Origin of the sequence: Orenia metallireducens (genome assembly GCF_003001995.1) — a bacterium.
GTDB classification, from domain to species: domain Bacteria; phylum Bacillota; class Halanaerobiia; order Halobacteroidales; family Halobacteroidaceae; genus Orenia; species Orenia metallireducens_B.
Map to the genome: position 1 here is coordinate 1 of NZ_PVNB01000004.1, position 23,048 is coordinate 23,048.

General features: G+C 33.2%; 20 protein-coding genes and 1 riboswitch. All 20 genes read left to right on the top strand.

Features of this window, described 5'->3' with window-relative positions:
* Window positions 1-230: 230 nt before the first annotated feature.
* Window positions 231-332: riboswitch (purine riboswitch) on the top strand.
* Window positions 333-439: 107 nt separating this feature from the next.
* The 20 genes from BX659_RS03680 to BX659_RS03775 all read left to right on the top strand — a co-directional run bounded on the left by BX659_RS03680 (window position 440) and on the right by BX659_RS03775 (window position 22,827).
* A complete protein-coding gene (locus BX659_RS03680; RefSeq protein WP_097017171.1) occupies window positions 440-1,777 on the top strand; it encodes an NCS2 family permease in 1,338 nt (445 codons plus the stop codon).
* Window positions 1,778-1,996: 219 nt separating this feature from the next.
* On the top strand, window positions 1,997-3,646 hold the full coding sequence (locus BX659_RS03685) for a methyl-accepting chemotaxis protein (RefSeq protein ID WP_097017170.1): 1,650 nt from the start codon (window positions 1,997-1,999) through the stop codon (window positions 3,644-3,646).
* A gap of 347 nt (window positions 3,647-3,993) precedes the next feature.
* The gene (gene pgl / locus BX659_RS03690) at window positions 3,994-4,689 is read left to right on the top strand and encodes a 6-phosphogluconolactonase (protein ID WP_097017169.1); all 696 of its coding nucleotides are present in this window, start codon (window positions 3,994-3,996) and stop codon (window positions 4,687-4,689) included.
* 224 nt (window positions 4,690-4,913) lie between these two features.
* Window positions 4,914-5,636, top strand: coding sequence for a GntR family transcriptional regulator (locus BX659_RS03695; RefSeq protein ID WP_097017168.1), 723 nt, complete (start codon window positions 4,914-4,916; stop codon window positions 5,634-5,636).
* 353 nt (window positions 5,637-5,989) lie between these two features.
* Window positions 5,990-7,327 (top strand): 6-phospho-beta-glucosidase, encoded by a 1,338-nt coding sequence (locus BX659_RS03700; RefSeq protein ID WP_097017167.1) that lies wholly within the window; start codon window positions 5,990-5,992, stop codon window positions 7,325-7,327.
* 117 nt (window positions 7,328-7,444) lie between these two features.
* Complete coding sequence (locus BX659_RS03705; RefSeq protein ID WP_097017166.1) at window positions 7,445-7,705, top strand: SemiSWEET family sugar transporter; 261 nt, start codon at window positions 7,445-7,447, stop codon at window positions 7,703-7,705.
* Window positions 7,706-7,794: 89 nt separating this feature from the next.
* Window positions 7,795-8,454: an HAD family hydrolase gene (locus BX659_RS03710; RefSeq protein ID WP_097017165.1), complete on the top strand. Its 660-nt coding sequence runs from the start codon at window positions 7,795-7,797 to the stop codon at window positions 8,452-8,454.
* A 66-nt stretch (window positions 8,455-8,520) separates the two neighbouring features.
* A complete protein-coding gene (locus BX659_RS03715; protein ID WP_172431849.1) occupies window positions 8,521-9,744 on the top strand; it encodes an MFS transporter in 1,224 nt (407 codons plus the stop codon).
* A gap of 766 nt (window positions 9,745-10,510) precedes the next feature.
* Window positions 10,511-10,813, top strand: a complete 303-nt coding sequence (locus tag BX659_RS03720; protein WP_216358758.1) for a PTS sugar transporter subunit IIB — start codon at window positions 10,511-10,513, stop codon at window positions 10,811-10,813.
* Window positions 10,814-10,932: 119 nt separating this feature from the next.
* Window positions 10,933-12,270 carry a PTS sugar transporter subunit IIC gene (locus BX659_RS03725; RefSeq protein WP_106231620.1) on the top strand — a complete coding sequence of 446 codons (1,338 nt, stop codon included), beginning with the start codon at window positions 10,933-10,935 and terminating at the stop codon, window positions 12,268-12,270.
* Window positions 12,271-12,372: 102 nt separating this feature from the next.
* Entirely contained in the window at window positions 12,373-12,702 is a 330-nt protein-coding gene (locus BX659_RS03730) for a PTS lactose/cellobiose transporter subunit IIA (protein WP_097017161.1), read from the top strand.
* Complete coding sequence (locus tag BX659_RS03735; protein ID WP_097017160.1) at window positions 12,702-14,039, top strand: 6-phospho-beta-glucosidase; 1,338 nt, start codon at window positions 12,702-12,704, stop codon at window positions 14,037-14,039. The genes BX659_RS03730 and BX659_RS03735 overlap by 1 nt, the downstream gene beginning before the upstream one ends.
* A gap of 116 nt (window positions 14,040-14,155) precedes the next feature.
* Window positions 14,156-14,410: an HPr family phosphocarrier protein gene (locus BX659_RS03740; protein ID WP_097017159.1), complete on the top strand. Its 255-nt coding sequence runs from the start codon at window positions 14,156-14,158 to the stop codon at window positions 14,408-14,410.
* Window positions 14,411-14,485: 75 nt separating this feature from the next.
* Window positions 14,486-15,916 carry a glycoside hydrolase family 1 protein gene (locus tag BX659_RS03745; RefSeq protein ID WP_097017158.1) on the top strand — a complete coding sequence of 477 codons (1,431 nt, stop codon included), beginning with the start codon at window positions 14,486-14,488 and terminating at the stop codon, window positions 15,914-15,916.
* A gap of 152 nt (window positions 15,917-16,068) precedes the next feature.
* Window positions 16,069-17,001, top strand: coding sequence for an AEC family transporter (locus tag BX659_RS03750; RefSeq protein ID WP_097017157.1), 933 nt, complete (start codon window positions 16,069-16,071; stop codon window positions 16,999-17,001).
* A 294-nt stretch (window positions 17,002-17,295) separates the two neighbouring features.
* Complete coding sequence (locus tag BX659_RS03755) at window positions 17,296-18,603, top strand: NCS2 family permease (protein ID WP_097017156.1); 1,308 nt, start codon at window positions 17,296-17,298, stop codon at window positions 18,601-18,603.
* 611 nt (window positions 18,604-19,214) lie between these two features.
* On the top strand, window positions 19,215-19,517 hold the full coding sequence (locus BX659_RS03760; RefSeq protein WP_097017155.1) for a PTS sugar transporter subunit IIB: 303 nt from the start codon (window positions 19,215-19,217) through the stop codon (window positions 19,515-19,517).
* Between the two features lie 103 nt (window positions 19,518-19,620).
* Window positions 19,621-20,961, top strand: a complete 1,341-nt coding sequence (locus BX659_RS03765; RefSeq protein ID WP_097017154.1) for a PTS sugar transporter subunit IIC — start codon at window positions 19,621-19,623, stop codon at window positions 20,959-20,961.
* 124 nt (window positions 20,962-21,085) lie between these two features.
* Window positions 21,086-22,405 (top strand): hypothetical protein, encoded by a 1,320-nt coding sequence (locus BX659_RS03770; RefSeq protein ID WP_097017153.1) that lies wholly within the window; start codon window positions 21,086-21,088, stop codon window positions 22,403-22,405.
* Between the two features lie 101 nt (window positions 22,406-22,506).
* Entirely contained in the window at window positions 22,507-22,827 is a 321-nt protein-coding gene (locus BX659_RS03775; protein ID WP_097017152.1) for a PTS lactose/cellobiose transporter subunit IIA, read from the top strand.
* Window positions 22,828-23,048 lie beyond the last annotated feature (221 nt).

The window sequence follows — 23,048 nt, forward strand, 5'->3', positions numbered from 1 at the left end:
AATAGGACATTTGTCCTATTGTTAAATTTAAAACTATGAGTAATAAAATATAGTAAGAGTTTCAATTGTATTTTTTAACAATGCAACGATAGTGAAAATAAATATAGTTAATAAAAATATTAGTTTTTTCTTGAAGATGATTTGGATTTATGTTAATATTACTATGTAAATATGAGATATGATTAAATCTATTAAAATTAAATTGATTTTTATAATCAATGATATTAATAAAATAAAAGTATAAGTAATTCCGTATAATATCAGGGATAGGGCCTGAAAGTTTCTACCGATTAGCCGTAAACTAGTCGACTACGGGATGTTGATGTTAGTTTTAAACTACATCTTTATCCCAAGTTATTAATTCTAGATGGAATTATACTTTGGGAATTTTTTGTTTTTAACACTAATAAAATATCTTAATTGTAGGAGGGAATTTTTAATGGCTAGTTTCTTAGAAAGAACGTTTAAGTTAAGTGAGAACAAAACAGATATGAAGACGGAGATTCTTGCTGGAATTACTACTTTTATGACAATGGCGTATATTTTGGTTGTTAATCCTAATATTTTGAGTGCAACAGGGATGGACAAGGGTGCTTTATTTACAGCTACTGCACTTGCAGCAGTAATTGGTACTTTGATTATGGCTTTGATAGCTAATTATCCTTTTGCTTTAGCACCAGGAATGGGTCTTAATGCTTTCTTTGCTTTTACAGTGGCAGCAAAGTATGGGTGGAAGATGGCTTTGACAGCAGTATTGGTGGAAGGAATTATTTTTATTATTTTGACTTTTGTCAATGTTCGCGAAGCAATTTTTAACTCGATTCCAACTAATTTAAAGTATGCAGTAAGTGCAGGAATTGGTTTATTTATCGCACTGATTGGTTTTCAAAATGCTGGTATAATTAAAGCTGACCCAGCAACTTATATCGCATTAGGAGATATAACTCATGTAACTGTGGTGTTAGCGATTATTGGAGTTATTATTACAGCTATTTTAGTTGTCAAGCAGGTTAAAGGTGCTATTTTAGTAGGAATATTTGCAACTTATGTACTTGGAATATTAGCTCAATTATTAGGAATTTATGAGGTTAACCCTGAGATTATGCAATTTAACTTGATACCAACTACTTTATATTCAGCTCCACCAAGTATCAGTTCAATTGCTTTTAAATTTGATTTTGCTAAGGTATTTACTTTTGAATTTTTAGCAGTTATCTTTGCATTCTTATTTGTAGATTTATTTGATACTTTAGGGACTTTAATTGGTGTATCCTCTAAGGCAGGTTATCTGAATGAAGAGGGCAAATTACCTCGAATTAAAGAAGCACTTTTTGCAGATGCTATTGCAACCACAGCAGGAGCAATGCTTGGTACTTCTACAACAACAACTTATGTTGAAAGTGCAGCAGGTGTAGCGGATGGTGGGCGTACTGGTTTAACATCTTTCACTACGGCTATATTATTTGGATTGGCTCTATTATTTTCACCAATCTTTTTGGCAGTACCATCTTTTGCAACAGCACCAGCATTGATTATCGTTGGTTTTTATATGCTTGATAGTGTAAAACACATTAATTTTGATGATTTCTCAGAAGGTATTCCGGCATTCTTTACAATGATTGCTATGCCGTTTACTTATAGTATCTCTGAGGGTATCGTATTTGGTGTTGTATCTTATGTATTAATCAAGTTGTTTACAGGAAAGTCTAAGGATACACATCCACTTATGTACGTGTTAGCTGTGGCTTTCGTTCTAAAATATATCTTTATGGGATAATTGAATATAGTAAAAAAGAGTTGCTTTTTAAAAAGCAACTCTTTTTTTATTCAAACTACTTTTAAATCCTTTAAAATGTTGACATAAATGAGTAAAAAATGTTAAACTACTAATATATAATGAAAATGATTTTCATTATATATTAGTAGTTTTTTAATTATAGCATAATGAATATAAGAAATTAATTTACTTATAATTTTAAAAGGAGATGTAATAGAGATGCAAAGGTTAAGAGACTTAAGATTAAAGTATAAAATCTTATTAGGAATAGGAAGCACATTTTTAATGGCTATGCTAGTATTGGGACTTTCGACTCAACATCAATTAAAACGGCTAAAGCTTATTAACCAAGAGAATTTAAAACATGTATTATTAGAAGAAGAGGTAAGTAATATGAAGAGTAGGGTTGAAATTATGGCTAATAGTTTATCACAGATTTATAAACGGAACTCTTCTAAATTGAATCAATCAGAATTAAAAGAGCTGATCAGAGACCATAATAGTCAAATTCAATCTGATGTAGATGATTATTTTACAATATATAATTATCAAGGAGAGGTGGTATCCTATCCAGCTGACAGCACTTTAGAAGGAGAAAGTCAGTGGGAGTTGCAGGATTCTATGGGTAAATACATAGTGCAAGAGTTTGTTGATGTTGCTAAATCTGGTGGTGGACTTGTTGATTATTTTTCTAGTAACTCTAAAACAGGAGAGGAAGAGTTTAAATTAAGTTATGTAGAGGTCATTCCTGACACTAAGTTGTTGCTTGTCTCTAGTAGCTATCATGGTAAGATTAATCAGATTGTTCAAGAGGCCAATCGAACTATAGCTACTTATAGGGAGAAGATTTCAAGTATATTACTGCTTACCTTCTTAGTCACTATTTTACTAATGGCTATAGTCATACTTATCTTTTCAAATTATATTACTAGAAATCTAAATAGAATATTGTTAGTGCTTAATAGAATTGCCCAAGGAGATTTACGAGAGAAGTTAGAGGTTAAGAGTAAGGATGAGTTAGGTCAGTTAGCAGAAGGATTGAACAGAGCTATAGTATCTCAAAGTGAATTATTAGATAAGATATTGGGAATTATAGATGAGATATCTGAGCATAGTCAGGATTTATCTGTATTTTCAGAATCAGGTGATTCAGTTGTTGAGACTGCTAACTTTAAGATCAATAATATTATTAAATCAATCAAGCAAGTGGCTAGTAGTAGTCAGCAGATAGAGAGCTTTGCTGAAAACTCTCATTCTAAGGTTGAGATAGGAAGTTATAGAATTGGGGATTTATCGATAAAGATGGAAGAAATCAATCAAGCTGTTGGAGATGCTAAAATTACTATTAGTAGCTTAGACTCCACTTCCAAAGAGATTAGTGGTATAGTAACTATGATTACTAATATTGCTAAGCAGACAAATCTATTGGCATTAAATGCGACTATAGAGGCGGCTAGGGCGGGTGATTATGGTAGAGGTTTTGCAGTGGTAGCTTCAGAAATCAAAGAGTTGGCTGATGATACTACTAAGGCTACTGAAGAGATAAGTAATTTAATCGATAAAGTCAAGGAGAAATCAAATTTAGGATTAATGGCTGTAGAGAGGGTTAAAGAAGAATCTGATGAAGGAAAAGGACTAATTGAGGATACAGGTCTGGTATTTCAAGAAATAGCCAATCTAGTTGAAGAGACCTTTGCTCATACAAAGGAGTCCACATCTTCAGCCAAGGGGCTGGTTATTGATAGCAAAGATGTAGTTGATATAATTGCTGAAGTAAAGGGTATGTCTGAAGAATCGACTAAGTCTGCTGAGGACTTGGCTGAGATGTCTCAAGGTTTACATAAGTTAGTTAGTAATTATCAATTATAGTCTACATAGATGTTTGATTTTATAATGGGGCTCAATGGGTATAGTGCGACACTTTTTAAACCAATGAATAATTAATAAAGCATAAATAATAGTTAAGTTCAAAATCATTAGACACTCCAGAAAGATAACTTTTTTATTTATTCAATATTCATTATTATTTGTTATTTGTAAAAGTGCCGCTTTATTTCTATACTCAGACATGTTAGCAACAAGTGAGTAGTAAATTTATTACTTATTATTTTCTCACTATTATTTAAATAAAATTAGATGATTATGATATCTTGACTTGAATAATTTGCTGATATTAGATATATTCTAATTAAAGATATAATTAAGGAGGGAGATTGATGGAAAGAATAGTTGCTGCTAGAGAAGAGCTGGAAAAACAGGTTGCTCAGAAGATAGTCGAAGGTATTAAAAAATTACTCCAAGAAAAGGATTATTTGGTTTTGGGTATTGTAGGAGGTAGTTCTGTTGCTGGAGTATTCTCTTACTTAAAGGAGTATTCTATTAATTGGAATAAGGTACATATCTTTATGGCTGATGAGCGCCTAGTGCCATTGGATAGTGATGAAAGTAATTATAAGCTTGCTAAAGAAGCTTTTTTAGATGAGTTGCTTGCTAGTGGGGAGTTGGCAGAGGAAAATTTACACCCTTTTGTCTATAAGTCTAATCAGGGTGACTACGGGTTGAACAGCTATATTGAAGAGCTAAACCGATATGGTGGAAGGATGGATATGCTATTATTAAGTGCAGGAGAGGATGGTCATACAGCTTCACTATTTCCTAATCATCCATCTATTAAACAAGAGGATAAGTCCTATATTTTAGTAGATAACTCTCCTAAGCCTCCTGTTAAGAGAATAAGTGCTTCTAAAAATTTACTGCTAAAGGCTAAAGAATCTTTTCTGCTCTTTTTCGGTGAACAGAAGGTCGATGCTTATCGGAAATTTTCTGATGATAATATTTCTATTAAAGAGTGTCCATCAAAACTTGTGAAATCTATAGATAAATCATATGTTTTCATAGATATAGAAGAATAATTAATGATTGTTATAATAGTTTGATTGAAATAATTATCAAAGAGTGATATAATTGAAATATTATCAAGGTGTTTTATCAACAGAGGTATAGAAGTCTATACAGCAATTAATAAATTTTTCAGAAATTATTAGTAGGATCCATTTAAGAATTTATTTTTGCTTATCTTGTATGGGTCTTACTATTAGCTTTAATTATAAAAAACATATGGAAAGAAGGTGTATCTATGAAATTAGATGAAGATAGTCCAATTCCTTTATATTATCAGTTAGAGAATATAATTAGGGAGAAGGTAGAAAAAGGAGATTATGGAGTTGAAGAGCAGATACCTTCTGAGAGAGAGTTAAGTGAACTCTTTAAACTAAGTAGAATGACAGTCAGAAGAGCTCTTAATGAATTAGTAGAAGAAGGTATCTTATATCGCAAGCGAGGTCAGGGGACTTTTGTTGCAAGAAAGAAGATAGAGTCAGTTCCAGAGTTGATAGGTTTTAATGAGCATATTAAAGCAAGGGGTATGAAGCCAGAAAATAAGGTGATAGAGCAAAGAGTAATGCCTTGTAGCAAATTAATAGCCGAGAAGTTACAAGTTAAAGAAGGGAGTAAAGTAATCTTTACCAATAGATTACGTCTAGCAGATAGAGAGCCATTAGCTATAGAGAAATCCTATGTTCCTTATGAATTATGCCCTATATTACTTGACGAAGATCTAGCTGAAGGTTCTATTTATGAATGTTTAAAACAATCAGGTTACAAGCCTACTGAAGCAACAGATGAGGTTGAAGCTATATTGGCTGATGAATATTTAAGTGAGGTTTTAAATATAGAGGTAGGGCAACCTATTTTGAAGCGTGAGAGAAAGACATATGCTGCTAATGAACTAATAGAGTTTAGTTTTAACTTCTATCGTGGAGATAGATATACAATAATCAATAAGAAAAAATCTCTATAATAATGATTTATCAAGGATAGAGAAGCTTAATTTGTGGTTGTTACTTTATTATGGATGAGTCTTTGCAGAAGTGCTTATGTTTTTTTATTTAGTGCAAACGTTTTTCGAGTTGCTAAGGATGATAAAATAAAAAAATAATTCTAATAATTACTTGAAATAAAAAAGATACTCTGGTATAATTTGATTACAAATAATCGGTGGTATAGACCAACATACCTAGAAGATAAATTTTTTAAGAAGTTTGGTATAGACCTCTATACCTTGAGGGTTGAGTATATAATCAATCTGCTTATAAGTCTATAAGACCCTCCCGAAAAGAAATTTTAACAATCTAAAAAGGGTGGTGTGAATTAATGGCAACTAAAAGAGGATTGAAGATTGCAACAATTGGGGGAGGAAGTAGTTATACTCCTGAGATAGTTGAAGGTTTTATCAAAAGATATGATGAGCTTCCAGTTAAAGATTTATATCTAGTAGATATTGAAGAAGGTAAGTGGAAATTAGATATTGTTGGAGCCCTAGCTCAAAGAATGGTTGAAGAGGCTGGAGTAGATATGAAGATTCATTTAACCTTAGATAGAAGAGAAGCGATCAAAGATGCAGATTTTGTAACAACTCAATTTCGAGTAGGGTTATTGGATGCAAGAATTAGAGATGAGAAGATTCCACTAAGGTATAACTGTATTGGTCAAGAGACCACAGGAGCTGGTGGATTAGCCAAAGCATTACGTACCATTCCTGTGATTTTGGATATCTGTAAGGATATTGAAGAGTTAGCACCTGATGCGTGGTTGATTAACTTTACTAACCCTAGTGGTATTATAACAGAGACTATTAATAAACATACAAATGTTAAATCTATCGGTTTATGTAATGTTCCAGTCTTAATGCATATGATATCTGCTGATATCTTAGGTGTAGATAGAAATGATGTTAGAATGGACTTAGTAGGACTAAATCATCTTGTCTGGGGTAGAGATGTTATCTATAAAGGTGAAAGTAAGATTGATGAGGTAATTGAAAGGACTCTTAGTGGTAACATAGAGACAGTTAAAAATGTGGCTAATATTCCTTGGGGAGATGATCTTCTTAAGTCATTAGGAATGCTACCTTGTCCATACCACAGATACTACTACTTAACTGACAATATGTTGCAAGAAGAGATTGAGGCTGCTAAAACCAAAGGTACTCGTGGAGAGGTTGTTAAGAAAGTAGAAGCTGAGCTGTTTGAGTTATACAAAGACCCAAATCTAAAAGTTAAGCCCAAGCAGTTAGAGCAACGTGGGGGACAATATTACTCAGATGCAGCTTGTAATTTAATCAGTTCTATCTATAATGATAAAGGTGATATCCATTATCTTAATGTTAAAAATAATGGTACAGTAGATTGCTTACCAGATGATTCAGCAATTGAAAGAACCTGTTATGTAGATAAGGAGGGTGCACATCCATTAAATGTTAAACCATTACCTTCTAAAGTAAAGGGGCTATTACAAGTAGTAAATGAGTATGAGTCCTTAGCAGTAGAGGCAGGGGTTTATGGAGATTATGATGCTGCATTACAAGCATTAGTCATTCACCCATTGGTAGAAAGCAGTATTGCTAAGCCATTATTAGATGATATTATCAAAGAGAATCTAGATTATCTACCACAATTTAAAGCTGTAGTTGAATCTGGTAGAGTAAAATAACTTTTTATTTAGATATTAAAAGAAGATACTTATCTTTAAAGATAAGTATCTTCTTTTAACTATGCTCTACGAGGTAAAAAACTATTGGCTATGATATAATTGAAGGGAGGATTTAAAATGTTTGAATTGATCGGGAATATTGCAGCTGTTTTAACTACTGCAGCCTTCTTTCCGCAAGTAATTCGAACTTGGAAGACAAAGTCCACAGATGATATGTCTTGGAGCTGGTTACTTATGCTTACAATAGGTGTGTTTTTATGGTTGATTTATGGTATAAGTAATAGCTTGTTACCAGTTACTGCTGCCAATGGAGTTACTTTTTTATGCCTTTCAGTTTTGGTATATATTAAAACAAGTAACTTTTTAGCAAGGAGATAATTTCAATAGAGAAGATTAATATTGTGTAAATTAGTTTGAAATAATTATTAGTGGGCTAGGATCATATAACTAAAAATGAGGTGTTAAATATGACTGAGTTGAAAGCTGTTATCTTTGATATGGATGGTGTGATTATTGATAGTGAACCAATTCATTATCAAGTCAAGCAGATTCTTTTTGAAAAACTAGGGATAGAGATGTCTAAAGAGGAATATAGCGCTTTTATTGGTTCTTCTAGTAGTGAGATATGGGCTGCATTAAAGGAGGGTTATAACCTTAAAGAGAGTGTTGAAGATTTACTAGCTAAGCAGAATCAAATTCTGATAGAGAGCTTAAAATCTAGAGAAGATAAGACAGTTGCTGGGATAATGAACTTGCTTGAAGAATTAAAGAAGAATGACTTAAAGATTGCATTAGCCTCATCTTCTCCTGTAAAAGTTATTGAGGTAATCTTAGATAAATTAAAAATCAAGGAATATTTTTTGGAGACTGCTAGTGGTGAAAGTTTTGTCAAGAGTAAACCAGATCCTGAAATTTTTCTATATACTGCTGATAAGCTTGAGGTTAAAAGCAGAGAATGTTTAGTAATTGAAGACTCTAAAAATGGTGTCGAAGCAGCTAAAAAAGCTGGGATGAAATGTATAGGGTTTAAGAATCCTAATTCGGGAGATCAAAATTTATCTAAAGCAGATTTAATTGTAGAATCTATTGAAGTAATTGATATGGAGACTTTGACTGATTTATTTTAGTTGATCAAGAGGCAGCACAATTGATTTAGTATTATTATATCTAGTGGTGAAGGGGAGGGGCTGTCATTGTTGCTTTTTTTAAGAAATCAAAAGATTCAATTTGCTTTACTACAATGGGCTTTTTGGAGTACATGGAGCTCTTTTGCTTCATTTTATGTCTTTTATTTTAGCGAACAGGGCTACAGTAGTACAAATATAGGTCTATTTTTATCAATAATGACCTTGATGGGATTAATTGGGCAGTTGTTTTGGGGATATATATGTGATTTGAAAAGGACAATAAAGAGGGTCTTTATCTTTTGTATAACTATCATAGCTTTGATTATATTATTATTTCCCTATTATCAAAATGCTTATCTAATTATGCTTGCTATGGGTGGAATAGGATTTTTGTGGACAGCTCAGCAGTCTATAATTGATAGCTGGATCTTACAGAGTTCAACTGAGTTAAGGGAGAACTATGGCTTTACAAGGGCATGGGGTTCTTTGGGATTTGCTTTAATAGCTGTTATCTTTGGAAAGGTGATTCAGATGTATGGTTGGAATATTATTTTTATAGGTTATCCACTGCTATCACTTCTTATAATTATTATAGCTTCTAAAATAGAGGATGGTTATCAAAAAGACTTGCTTACTGCTAATCAAAATGAAAAATCAGTAGTGGTGAATCCATTTTTATTATTTAAAAACTTTGAATATATTTATCTGCTGATTATAGCAACTTTGATCTTTATGCCAAATACAATTATGATAAGTTTTCTACCAATGTTTTTGAAGAATGTAGGAGGGACAACTAGCCATCAGGGGCTAGCTCTTTTTTTTATTGCGATCAGTGAAGTACCTACGCTGCTTTTATCTAAGCAGTTTATTATCAAGTATAATTATAGAGTTATACTTTTGTTTTCAGCAATATTTTATATAGTTAGGCTTACTTTATTATCATTAGCAACTTCTCCAGCGATGATTATTGGTGTTGGAATGCTACAGGCCTTATCTTTTGCTGTATTTTTACCGACAGTAAGATATTCAATCAATCAAATTGCTCCTGATAGCTTAAAGACAACAGCACAAACCTTTGCTACCTGTTCTTATTTGGGCTTAGGTGGAGTTTTAGCAAATTCCTTAGGAGGAGTGGCTATAGATTATTTTGGAGTTAGAGTTCTTCTATATGCTTGTATAGGGATAATTGCTATTGTCATAGCAATATTATTAGTAACTATAATAATTAATAAGGAATTTAAAGTAAAAGAGGTATCTATCGAGGAGAGCCTATCAAAAGAAGCTGTATAATTTAATAGAGGATTGCTTATCTGAATGCTTTAAGAAAGATTAGGGAATAAAAATAAGAAACCTCTTGCAAAGATGAGTTAAATTTGATATACTAAAATTAATAAAAACTGGTATAGACCACTATACCCAAAAATAGCTGAATAAGTTGAATAATAAGTAGTATAGCTATCTAATTTAATTTTAAACAATTGAGTATTATATAGTAAGTTTATAAGTTTGTTAATACTTAGTTGTTAAGAAATTAAGTTTTATAAGAGTTTATTATAATATATTAAGCTAATTCAACTTGATAATTAAAAAATAATCTATTTTTAAGAAAATAATAGAAACCTCTTGTAAAATTGATTTTTTTATGTTAAAATTAAATTAGATAAGATAAGATGAAACATTAGTTATTTTACTTCTTCTTTGGTATAGACCTCTATACCCAAATTGTTTTTAAATTTTATCAACAGGATTTGTTCTTGTATAGGTGTTTATGCTTAGTGTTTAATTAAATATTTAGGGTATAAGATTATAAGCAGATTATAATAAGTATAAAATAAGAACCTGCCTCTAGACATTAACTTTAAAATGTCAGTGGTAGGTTCTTTTTTTATAAGGGCTTTATAACTTAAATAAGTGTATAACCTCATTAGATTGACTTATTAATAATTGACTTAGTGGAGGTGATAAAAAGGTTTAATTATGGGCTTAATATAATTATATTAACAAGCTTTTAATAAATGAATTAAGAAAAACTATTTTAACAAGGGGGAAGATAATAATGAAAATTTTATTAACTTGTGCAGCTGGAATGAGTACTAGTTTGATGGTGGAAAAGATGAAAAAGGCAGCAGCAGAGAGAGGTTTAGATGCTACTATTAAAGCAGAATCAGTAGATAAGTTTGTAGATTTAGTAACTGAATATGATGTAGTATTATTAGGACCTCAAGTTAGATATAAGTTAGCTGAGTTTAAGAAGATTGGTGCTGAAAATAATGTACCAGTGGAGGTAATTGATTCAGTAGCTTATGGAATGGTAAATGGAGGAAAGGTTTTAGATCAAGCTATAGAACTTATAGGTTAATATAGTAAAAAGCGTATCCTCTGTCTTCTTAAGGGGTCGACGGAAGATACACTGATAAAAAAATAATTATATTCCAGATTATATCATAATTGTCTTGAAAATTAAAGGAGGTTTTTAATATGGCAAACAATAAATTCTTTGATTTCTTAGAAACCAAGATGATGCCTGTGATGGGTAAGGTGGCAAACCAAAGGCATTTATCAGCTGTTAAAAATGGAATGATCGGTATAATTCCTTTTACGATTTTAGGTAGTATGTGTTTGATCTTAAGATTTCCTCCGATTGATCCAAGTAAGGTAGGAGCAAATCCTAACTTCTTTATTAAGATGTTATTGGCTTGGAAGACATGGGCAGATGCCAATGGTGATGCAATTATGATGCCTTTCAATATGACTATGGCTTTATTAGGACTCTTTGCAGTAATTGGTATATCTTATAACTTGGCAAAAACTTATAAATTGAACTTATTAAGTGCGACAACATTATCTTTAATGTCCTATTTGGTAGTTGCTGCACCAGCAACTAATGGAGCATTACCAATGGGATATTTAGATGCTAAAGGTTTATTTACTGCGATTATAGTTGGGTTGGTTTCTGTAGAGGTTCTTAAGTTTATGGAGGATAGAGATATTAAGATCAAGATGCCAGATGGTGTACCACCAGCAGTAGCTAACTCTTTTGCTAGTTTGATTCCAGCATTTGTGTTAATAATTATCTTTTATGCATTAAGTTTAATCGTACAAAGTGCAACTGGTATGATTCTGCCTCAAGCAATTATGGCAATGATGGCACCACTAGTAGGAGCTGTAGATAGTCCAATTGGAGTCTTTTTCACTGTACTTTTATGTCAATTATTATGGTTTGCTGGTATTCATGGTGCTTCAACAGTTGGAGCTGTTCTTACTCCTTTCTTAATTCAGAATTGGAACTTAAATGCTGAACTTCGTATTGCAGGAGAAGCAATGAAATACACTTATACAAGACCAATGTGGGCTTTCTTTATCTGTCTTGGTGGTTCAGGAGCAACTCTAGCTTTAGCATTTATGATGTTAAGAAGTAAATCTAAGCAGCTTAGCAGTGTTGGTAAGGTGGGGATATTACCTGGATTATTCAATATCAATGAACCAATTATCTTTGGGGCACCATTAGTATTGAATCCAATAATGTTTATTCCGTTTGTTTTTATATCACCTATTTTAGGAGTGCTTTCTTATTTTGCAATTGATATGGGGTTAGTAGGAAGAGCCTTTGCTACAGCACCTTGGACTACTCCTGCCCCAATTGGAGCCTTTATGGCTACAATGGATTGGCGTGCTGCAGTTTGGGTAGTAGTATTATTTGTTCTCTCAAGTTTAATGTATTATCCATTCTTTAAAACCTATGAAAAGCAACTTGTTCAACAAGAACAAGAGGCGGCAGCTATGGAAGCTGGCGGTGAACAAACAGTAACTGCATAATATGAAATTAAAAATTAAAATTATATTAATATAAGGTTAGGATTTTATAAGACAATAAAATTATAAGGCTACAAGTTATTAAGTTTATAAGGGGGAGATAAGATGAGTTCTGAAGAGATAATCTTTACTATCATAACGGAAGCAGGTAATGCCAAAGGGATTGCTTTTGAAGCCCTTGGTTTGGCAAGAGAAGGTAAGTTTGAAGAAGCAGAGGCAAAACTAAAAGAGTGTAATCAGTTTTTCCATAAGGCGCATGATATTCAGACTGAGCTAATTACTAAAGAAGCGCAGGGGGAGAAGACTGAGGTAGGTATTTTAATGGTTCATGCTCAAGACCATTTAGCTACTGCAACCTTAACTAAGGATTTAGTCACAGAGATGATTAAGATGCAAAAAGAGATTCATGACCTTAGAAAGGCTGGTGATTGTTAATGGCAACTGAAAGAGGCTTGAAGGTAGCAACTATTGGTGGAGGAAGTAGCTATACTCCTGAGATAGTTGAAGGTTTTATTAAGAGATATGATGAGCTTCCAGTTAAAGATTTATATTTAGTAGATATTGAAGAAGGTAAGTGGAAGTTAGATATCGTTGGAGCTTTAGCTCAAAGAATGGTTGAAGAGGCTGGAGTAGATATGAAGATTCACTTAACTCTAGATAGAAGAGAAGCTATCAAAGATGCAGACTTTGTAACAACTCAATTTAGAGTGGGATTATTAGATGCAAGAATCAGAGATGAGAAGATTCCGTTAAGATATAATTGTATCGGTCAAGAGACTACAGGAGCAGGTGGATTAGCTAAAGCTTTGAGAACTATTCCTGTGATTTTAGATATCTGTAAGGATATTGAAGAGCTAGCACCAGATGCATGGTTGATCAACTTCACCAACCCTAGTGGAATTATTGCAGAGACTGTTAATAAGCATACAAATGTAAAATCTATTGGTCTATGCAATGTTCCAGTTAAGATGCATATGATGAGTGCTGATATCTTAGGTGTAGACAGAGAAGATGTAAGGATGGATTTATTAGGATTAAATCACCTCGTCTGGGGTAGAGATGTTATCTATAAAGGTGAAAGTAAGATCGATGAGGTACTCGAAAAATTAGTTTCAGGTCAAGTGCAAGAGGTTAAAAATGTACCTGACTTTGGTTGGGGAGAAGACTTGCTTAAGTCACTAAGGATGATGCCTTGTCCATACCATAGATATTACTATCTAACAGCTAAGATGCTAGAAGAAGAGATAGAGTCTGCTAAGACTAAGGGAACTCGAGGAGAGGTAGTTAAAAAAGTAGAAGCAGAACTATTTGAATTATATAAAGATCCAAATTTAAAAGAGAAACCAAAACAATTAGAACAGCGTGGAGGTCAGTATTACTCAGATGCTGCCTGTGATTTAATCAGTGCAATTTACAATGATAAAGGAACAATCCACTATGTCAATATCCAAAATAATGGAACAGTAGATTGCTTACCAAATGATTCAGCAATCGAAAGAACCTGTTATGTAGATAAAGAAGGTGCACATCCATTAAATGTTAAGCCACTCCCTTCTAAAGTAAAAGGTTTATTACAAGTAGTAAATGAGTATGAAGCCTTAGCTGTAGAGGCAGGAGTCTATGGAGATTATGACGCTGCATTACAAGCATTAGTGATCCATCCATTGGTAGAAAGTAGTATTGCTAAACCATTATTAGATGATATTATCAAAGAGAATATTGATTATCTACCTCAATTTAAAGCTGTAGTTGAATCTGGTAGAGTAAAATAATTTAGTAATAAAATTATATTTAAGAGGGGCTTATCTTTAGATTTAAGATAAGCCTTTCCTTTTATGTCAATTCTCTAAAGAAACTTTAAATCTAATTGATAACGGGAGATGATGTGATGGCAACTAAAGAGATCAAAATAGTTAATGAAACGGGGATACATGCCCGTCCTGCTAGTATGCTGGTACAATTGGCTAATAGTTTTAAGGAAGATATTAATATTATAAAGGGTGGCAAAGTGATTAATGTTAAAAGTATTATGGGAATTATGAGCTTGGGCGTAGCTTACGGTGATACCCTTGAGATTGTTTCCGATAATAAAAGTGCTGTTGACCAATTAGTAGGATTAATAGAGAGTGGCTTTGGAGAGTAATAAATTAGATTTAAAAATTTTTATGATATTAGATGAAATGACATATATCTAAAATTTGAAAAGGAGGAATGCTTTGTGTATTATGAATCTTTAAAATCTTTTCCAGATGACTTTTTATGGGGGGCTTCGACCTCGGCATATCAGATAGAGGGGGCATGGGATGAGGATGGCAAAGGACCTTCAGTTATCGATATGGCTCAACATCAAGAAGGAGTAACAGACTTTAAAGTAGCAAGTGATCACTATCACCGTTATAAAGAGGATGTTGCTTTATTGGCTGAGATGGGCTTTAAAACCTATCGCTTTTCTATTGCCTGGACCCGAATCTATCCAAAAGGAACAGTAGAGATCAATCCTAAAGGTATTGAGTTTTATAATAATTTAATCGATGAATTGATTGCTCATGATATCGAACCCCTTGTTACCATGTATCACTTTGACCTCCCTTATGCTTTACAAGATAAGGGAGGTTGGTCTAATCGAGAGACTATCGATGCCTTTGCAAACTATGCTAAGACATTATATGAGAACTTTGGTGATAGGGTTAAATACTGGTTAACAATCAATGAACAGAATATGATGATTCTCCATGGAGATGCTATTGGTACACTAGATTCTAATTTAGAAAATCCAGAGAAGGAGCTATATCAACAGAACCACCATATGATGTTAGCTCAAGCAAAGGCGATGATATTATGCCACCAGATGTTAGATGGTGCTAAGATTGGTCCAGCACCGAATATATCTGCTGTTTATCCAGCTACATCTAAGCCTGAAGATGTTTTGGCAGCCAATAACTTCAATGCGATTAGAAACTGGTTATACTTAGATATGGTATGCTTTGGACGTTATAATAGTGTTGCTTGGAGCTATTTTGAAGAGAAGGGCTATGTCCCAGAGATTCAAGAGGGTGATATGGAGATATTAGCAGATGCTACTGCTAGACCAGATTTTATTGCTTTTAACTATTATAGTACAGCTACTGTAGAAGCAAGTAGAGGTAATGATGATGCTAAAAATAGTACTGGTGATCAACAAATTGTAATTGGTGAACAAGGTGTTTATAAAGGGCACACCAATCAATATTTAGAGAAGACTGAGTTTGGTTGGGAGGTTGATCCTGTTGGTTTCCGTGTTACCTTACGTGAAATCTATAGTCGTTATAATTTACCATTAATAGTAACAGAAAATGGGTTAGGTGCCTTTGATAAATTAGAAGAAGGCGATGTTGTTAATGATGATTATCGAATTGAATACCTTAAAAAACATATTAAACAATGCCAATTGGCAATCACTGATGGTGTTGAATTATTTGGTTACTGTCCATGGTCAGCAATAGATTTGGTTAGTACTCATCAAGGTTCAAGTAAGCGTTATGGATTTATTTATGTCAATAGAGAAGAGTTTGATCTAAAAGACTTAAGAAGAATTAAAAAGAAGAGTTTCTATTGGTATAAAGATGTTATAGCAAGTAATGGTGCAATAATAGTAGAAGATAAAAACTAAGCTTAGAGAGGGGACTTATCTTGAGTTTTTGAGGTAAGTCCTTCTCTCTATATCTATGTAGAAGGGGTATATACATTTATCTTGAGCTTATAATATTATTGCTTAAACTGTCTATCGATAAGAAGCTATTAGAATAATAAGGAGGAAGACAAGTGGAGGTCTTTTTGTTTGTACTATTTAATAATATATCACCGATTTTTCTGATAATTGTTTTAGGTTATATGCTGGCTACAAAATTTGAATTGGATATTAACTCTTTAAGTAAGGTCAACTTTTATATCTTCATCCCTTCTTTAATCTTTGTAAAGATCTATGAGACCAAGATAGATACAAGACTATTGAAGGTATTATTATTTGCAACACTCTTTCTTGTAGCCCTTGCTTTAATAAGTATTATAATTGCCAAGTTGCGAGGACATAGTATAGCAAGGGAGAGTGCTTTTAAAAATGCTATTATGTTCTATAATTCAGGTAATTTTTCTCTTCCTCTTATCTCTTTAGTCTTTGGGGTGACTGCCTTTGCGGCTTATGCTATCTCTGTACAGATTATGGTCTTACTTGTACAGACCTTGATAACCAATACTTTAGGCTTTTATAATGCTGGAAGGGGACAGATGGATTATAAGGAGAATCTCAAAACAATCTTTAGTATGCCCACAGTCTATGCAATTGCTTTAGCTTTAATATTTAAAGCAGTACCCTATAATCCTACAGAATCCTTCTTATGGCCTGCTATTTTATACATGAAGGATGGGATGATTCCAATAGCATTACTTATGTTAGGGATTCAATTAACAGCCACTAAATTTAATTTCAAGGATTTAGATGTTTATATAGCTAGCTTTACTAGATTATTGATTGGACCAATTTTAGCTTATTTATTGATTCTATTATTGGAAATAGATAGTAATACTGCTCAAGTATTGTTTATCTCTTCATCAGTACCGACAGCTGTAAGTACGGCATTGATTGCGGTAGAATTTAATAATGAGCCAGATTTTGCTTCTCAAGTTGTGCTGACAACAACCTTATTGAGTACTATCTCCTTAACAGGGATTATATATCTAGCCCAATATATCTTTTAAGGAATTAATCTCCGCTCTAATATAAAGGAGTCTACTGGCTGAAATGTTTCTGTAAACAACTAAATATTAGTCCAATTTGTTCAATAAGAGGATGGTAGCTACCATCCTCTTATTCTTTTTCATAATTTAATCATTAAATACTTTAAATAATCTCATAAGACGAACGTATTCTATATAATTTTATAAAAAATTAGTTTAATTATTGACTATTGCCAAGTTATATGTTAACATTAATAACGGTTTGAAGAAAAAACACAATAAAACACGAACAATAATAAATGGAGGGGAAATTTAATGACTGCTTTATTAGAAAGAATCTTTTTATTAAAAGAAAATAACACTAACGTAAAGACTGAGATTTTTGCGGGAATTACGACCTTTATGACGATGGCTTATATTATCTTTGTCAATCCAAGTATAATCTCAGCAACAGGAATGCCTATTGAAGCAGTAATGATTGCTACAGCTATCTCTGCAGCCTTTGGTACTTTATGTATGGCTTTTTTTGCAAATTATCCCTTTGCTTTAGCACCAGGAATGGGGATTAATGCTTATTTTACCTATACAGTAGTATTAAAGATGGGTCTTAGCTGGCAACAGGCTTTAGGAACTGTCTTTGTTTCAGGTATTATCTTCTTAATTTTAAGTGTAACTAAGGTAAGAGAGACGATTATTAATTCTATGCCGAAAAATTTAAAGTTGGCAATTAGTGCAGGAATGGGGCTATTTATTGCTTTGTTAGGTATGGAGAGTGCAGGGATTGTAGTTAATAGTCAGGCTATTTTGGTTGACTTAGGAGATTTAACTGCCCCTACTACCCTATTAGCTCTATTTGGCATTATCATTACTATTGTCTTGATGGCTCGTGATATTAAAGGAGCTATCTTAATTGGGATTATGGCTACTACATTGATAGGGATTCCTTTTGGAATTGTAGAACTACCAGAGGCTATTATTAAAGCTCCTACTTTTGCAAGTTGGGAACCGATCTTCTTTAAAGCAGATATTATGGGTGTCTTGAATTTAGGACTTTTACCAGTTATATTCTCCTTCTTATTTGTAGATATATTTGATACAGCAGGTACTTTAATTGGGGTAAGTCAACAAGCAGGATTTCTAGATAAAGATGGTAACTTACCTAAGGTTAATCGAGCATTATTGGCTGATTCAGTAGGGACGATGGCTGGAGCATTGATGGGAACACCAACAGTTACTACTTATGTTGAGTCTGCTACAGGGGTAGCTCAAGGTGGAAGAACAGGATTGACTGGTGTAACAGCTGCTTTTTGTTTCTTACTATCAATCTTCTTTACACCATTAGTTGCAATCGTGCCAGCTGCAGCAACAGCACCAGCGCTGATTATTGTTGGGTCATTGATGATGAAGAATGCAATTTATATAGATTGGGATAAGGTGACAGAAGCTATTCCAGCCTTTATCACACTCATTGCAATTCCTTTCACCTATTCAATTACTAATGGTATCTCTTTGGGGTTTATCATTTATCCAATTGTAAAGTATTTGCATGGTGAAGGTAAGGATGTGCACTGGATTATAACTTTATTTGGTTTCTTGTTTATTCTAAAATATATTTATATGTAATCTTTCAGGCGTGGGATATTCCACGCTTTTTTATTCTGAAATCAAGTTATAGTATAGGATATGAGGATTATTTTGAGGGATAATTATATTATTTTTTCCAACTAAAAGAAAAAAATACTTGAAAATAAAAATAAACCTTGTTATAATATAACTGTAGATGAGAAATCTTTTTTATTTAACCACGTGGTATAGACCACTAGTATAGAACTATATAATTATAAGACGGTGAAAGTTAAGAAGATAATTTAAAATAGTTCTTACTAAAACCATAAGTTTATAATTATTAGATATTTTAATCTAAAATTCAGCCAACTTTTTGAGCTGATGAGGGACAGCCAAAAATGTAGTCGGTTTTAGATTGATATACCTATAGCTAGAAGAATATTTTTTATCTAAGAACGAGGTCTAGACCACTAGTATAGAACTATTTGTTTATGGTGTGGCTACAAGACATTAAGGATCTAATGCAAATAGTTCTTGCTAAAAATTTAAGTTTATAATACTGGATATATGAATTTAAAGCAGAAATTCAAGTTTTAAATCCACATATCTACATAAGAATATATTAAAAAATCTTAATTTAGATTATTAAATTAAAAGGAGGAGATTTCATGAAGATTTTATTAACTTGTAGTGCTGGGATGAGTACTAGCTTAATGGTAGAGAAGATGAAAGAGGCAGCTAAAAATAGAGGTTTGGAAGCATCTATTAAGGCAGAAGCAATGGACGGGTTTGCAGATGTCGTAAATGATTATGATGTTGTCTTATTAGGTCCTCAAATTAGATACAAAGAGGCTGAATTTAAGAAGATTGCAGCTGAATATGAGATACCAGTAGCTGTAATTGATTCAGCAGCATATGGGATGTTAAATGGAGATAAGGTTTTGCAACAGGCTTTAGAAATGGTTAAGTAAATATATAGGGTGATATTGCTATTTATAAGTTTATAAGAAAAGATTAGAAGCATAAATACTTTAAGTTTATAAGCTATTAAAAAAAATAATAGGAGGCTTTAATATGGCAAAAAATAAATTTTATGATTTTTTAAATAATAAATTTATGCCAGTTATGGGGCGAATAGCCAACCAAAGACACTTAAAAGCAGTTCGAGATGGCTTGATTAGTACAATTCCTTTTACAATTGTAGGAAGTGCAGCATTAATTCTAAGGTTTCCACCAGTAGATCCTAGCAAAGTGGGTCCTGATTCTAATTTTCTTATGAAATTCTTATTGGCATGGAATACTTGGGCTAGTAATCATGGTGACGCTATCATGATGCCCTTCCAAATGACAATGGCCTTATTGGGTATATTTGCAGTAATTGGTATCAGTTATAGTCTAGCTAAAACTTATAAATTAAATGAGCTATCAAGTGTTGGAATGGGTCTGATGAGTTATTTGTTAGTCTCTGCACCAGCTACAAACGGTACACTCTCAATGACTTATCTCGATGCTAAAGGTTTATTTACAGCAATAGTCATTGGAATTTTGAGTATTGAAATGCTGAGGATTTTAGAAGAGAAAGAGATTAAAATAAAGATGCCTGATGGTGTTCCACCAGCAGTAGCCAGCTCTTTTGCTATTCTAATACCAGCGTTTATCTTAATGGCAGTTTTTTATGGTGCTAGTTTAATTATTCAAGGTGCAACAGGTAAGTTAATACCAGAAGCTATTATGGCGATGATGGCACCAGCAGTAAAGGCTGTAGATAGTCCCTTTGGAGTATTCTTCTTTGCTACATTATGTCAGTTATTATGGTTTACTGGTATTCATGGTGCAGCAACTGTAGGAGCTATTCAACAAGCCTTTTTAGATCAGAACTGGATGAGAAATGCAGAGCTTCGTGTAGCAGGAGAACCGATGCAATATGTTTATACAACACCATTTTGGTCTTATTTTGTAATAATTGGAGGTTCAGGTGCTACATTAGCATTGGTATTCCTATATTTAAGAAGCCGTTCTAAGCAATTAAAAAGTGTAGGTAAGTTGAGTTTATTACCAGCTTTATTTAATATTAATGAGCCAGTTATCTTTGGTTCACCACTGGTATTGAATCCAATTATGTTTATTCCCTTTGTATTTGTTCAACCGATTTTAGGTGTAATAGCTTATTTTATAGTTAAATGGGGATGGGTTGGAAAGGCATTTATCAATCCTCCATGGACTACGCCAGCACCAATTGGAGCGGTTTTATCAACACTTGATTGGAAAGCAGGGGTTTTGGTAATAGTTCTAGCAGCTTTAGCTGGAGTAATGTATTATCCATTCTTTAAGGCTTATGAGAAGCAACTTGTTGAAAAAGAGATGGGAGAAGAACAAGAAAGTCTAGAAAATGCAGAAGGTTCTGTTAGTGCATAAGATATTATTTTTATAACATTTAACTAAGAGTCTAATTTGCTAAAAATTAAAGGAAAGTTAAAATCTATTGATATATTGTAAACAAGAAGATATTAAGATTAGAAAAGAGATGAGGGGGATTTACATGAAGAAGTTTTTAATTACTATGTTATTTGTATTAGTTTTAAGTAGTTCTGTATTTGCTAGTTCTGATGTTGATAAATCATCTGATGTGGAAGAATTAGCTGCTAAGTTGGCTGCTATAGAAGCACAGCTTAACAACACAGTAACAAAAGAATCTGGAATTTCTATCAGCGGTTGGGGGCGTGCAATTTTTGCTCCAGGTATGTCCAATGATAGTGGAGACACTGTGAATTTCAATGGTACATCTTGGGGTGGAAATAGTGCTCGTATCGGTTGGACTATCAAAGGTCAAAGTAAAAACGTAGGTTTTCATGTTGATATGAATGCTGATGGAGGTAGTTCTGGTTTTCAAGATCAACAGAAAATATGGGCAAAGCCTACTGAAAATCTTACTATTGAAGTAGGACCATCAGTATTCTACCAAGCTTTACGTGGTGATACTGCATATGGTGCTTGGAACTGGTTACGTTTTGATGGTATTGATGATGAAGATGCTATCTTTGCTCGTGGTAAAGCAGGTGGCGGCGACCAAAACAATATCCACCAAAATGGTAATGGAGTACAAGGTGGATGGGAACGTGAGGATGGTATAGATGGTGGTGCTATAGCTCATTATGATAAGGATGGAGTACATGTATTTGCTGCTCTTGATCATAGTAAAGGTTCATTTTTAGATGAAGCTAAAACTGTAAGGGAAGAATATACTACTGGTGACATGCTTGCCCGTGGGCAATATGGTTTTGGTTATGACATGCCTAATGTTGGTCTAGTTCGTGCTCAATACATTGGAAAAGCATATAATGATGGTGGAAATGAACTTGAGAGCTATGGTATATTCAATGCTGCAGTAAGCTTGAACAATCTTTCAGATAATTTTGCTCTTGATTTAGGCGTATTTGTTCCAACTGAAGACTTTGATAAGACTGGCGATACTAAGCATGGCTGGACAGCTTTCAATGCTTATGGTAAATATACAGGTGTAGATAAATGGACTCTACACAGCACAATTCAAACTAAGTTTGATAAAGTAGATAAAACTGGAGACGAAGGTTTAGGTTTCCAACTTGGTGTTGGGGCTGACCATCCTTTAGCTATGGCTGATGGTAGCTACACTTTAAATACAGACTTACGTTTTATGAATGAAAACTGGAGTGGAGATGACAACTCTGTTAGTACATTAATCGGTATTTCCAAAGGTTTAGCTAGTGGGAAAGTTGGTATAGGTATAGAGTATACTACTGGAGGATTTACAGCTAGCGATACAGGTAGTTATGATGATTCTAACTGGGCAATTCCTGTTGTTCTTGAATACTGGTTCTAATCATTATCTAGTTTAGTAATCAAGGTGTTATAGTCTACTATCACAAGACTATAACACCTTAAAACCTTAAATGATAAAAACTTTATAAAAGGAGGGAAAATATGAGTTCAGAAGAGATTGTGTTTAAGATTATTACTGAAGCAGGTAATGCTAAAGGGGTATCCTTTGAGGCCTTTGCTTTAGCTAAAGAAGGAAAATTTGCTGAGGCAGAAGAGAAGTTAAAAGAGGCTAATCAGTTTTTCCATCAAGCCCATGATATCCAAACTGAATTGATTACTAAAGAGGCTCAGGGTCAAAAAAATGAAGTTAGTATATTGATGGTCCATGCTCAGGACCATTTAGCAGGTGCTACCTTAGCTAAGGATTTAATTGCAGAGATGATTCAAATGCAAAAAGAGATTCATAATTTAAAGATAAGTTAGATATTAGATTGTTGTATTTTTAATACCCCTTATAAAGTTCTATAAAGTGATTGATAAAAGTGATTTAAGCTATTTAATAATATTGTAAGATTTTATGTATTGTATTAAAGGTTTAATATTATAGTTAGCTATAGGTTTTGCCCCATAGGTTTTGTAGAGGTTATGATAGCATCATAGCACCCTGAGGGTAAATACTCTTGGGGTGATTACAACTTGTATTT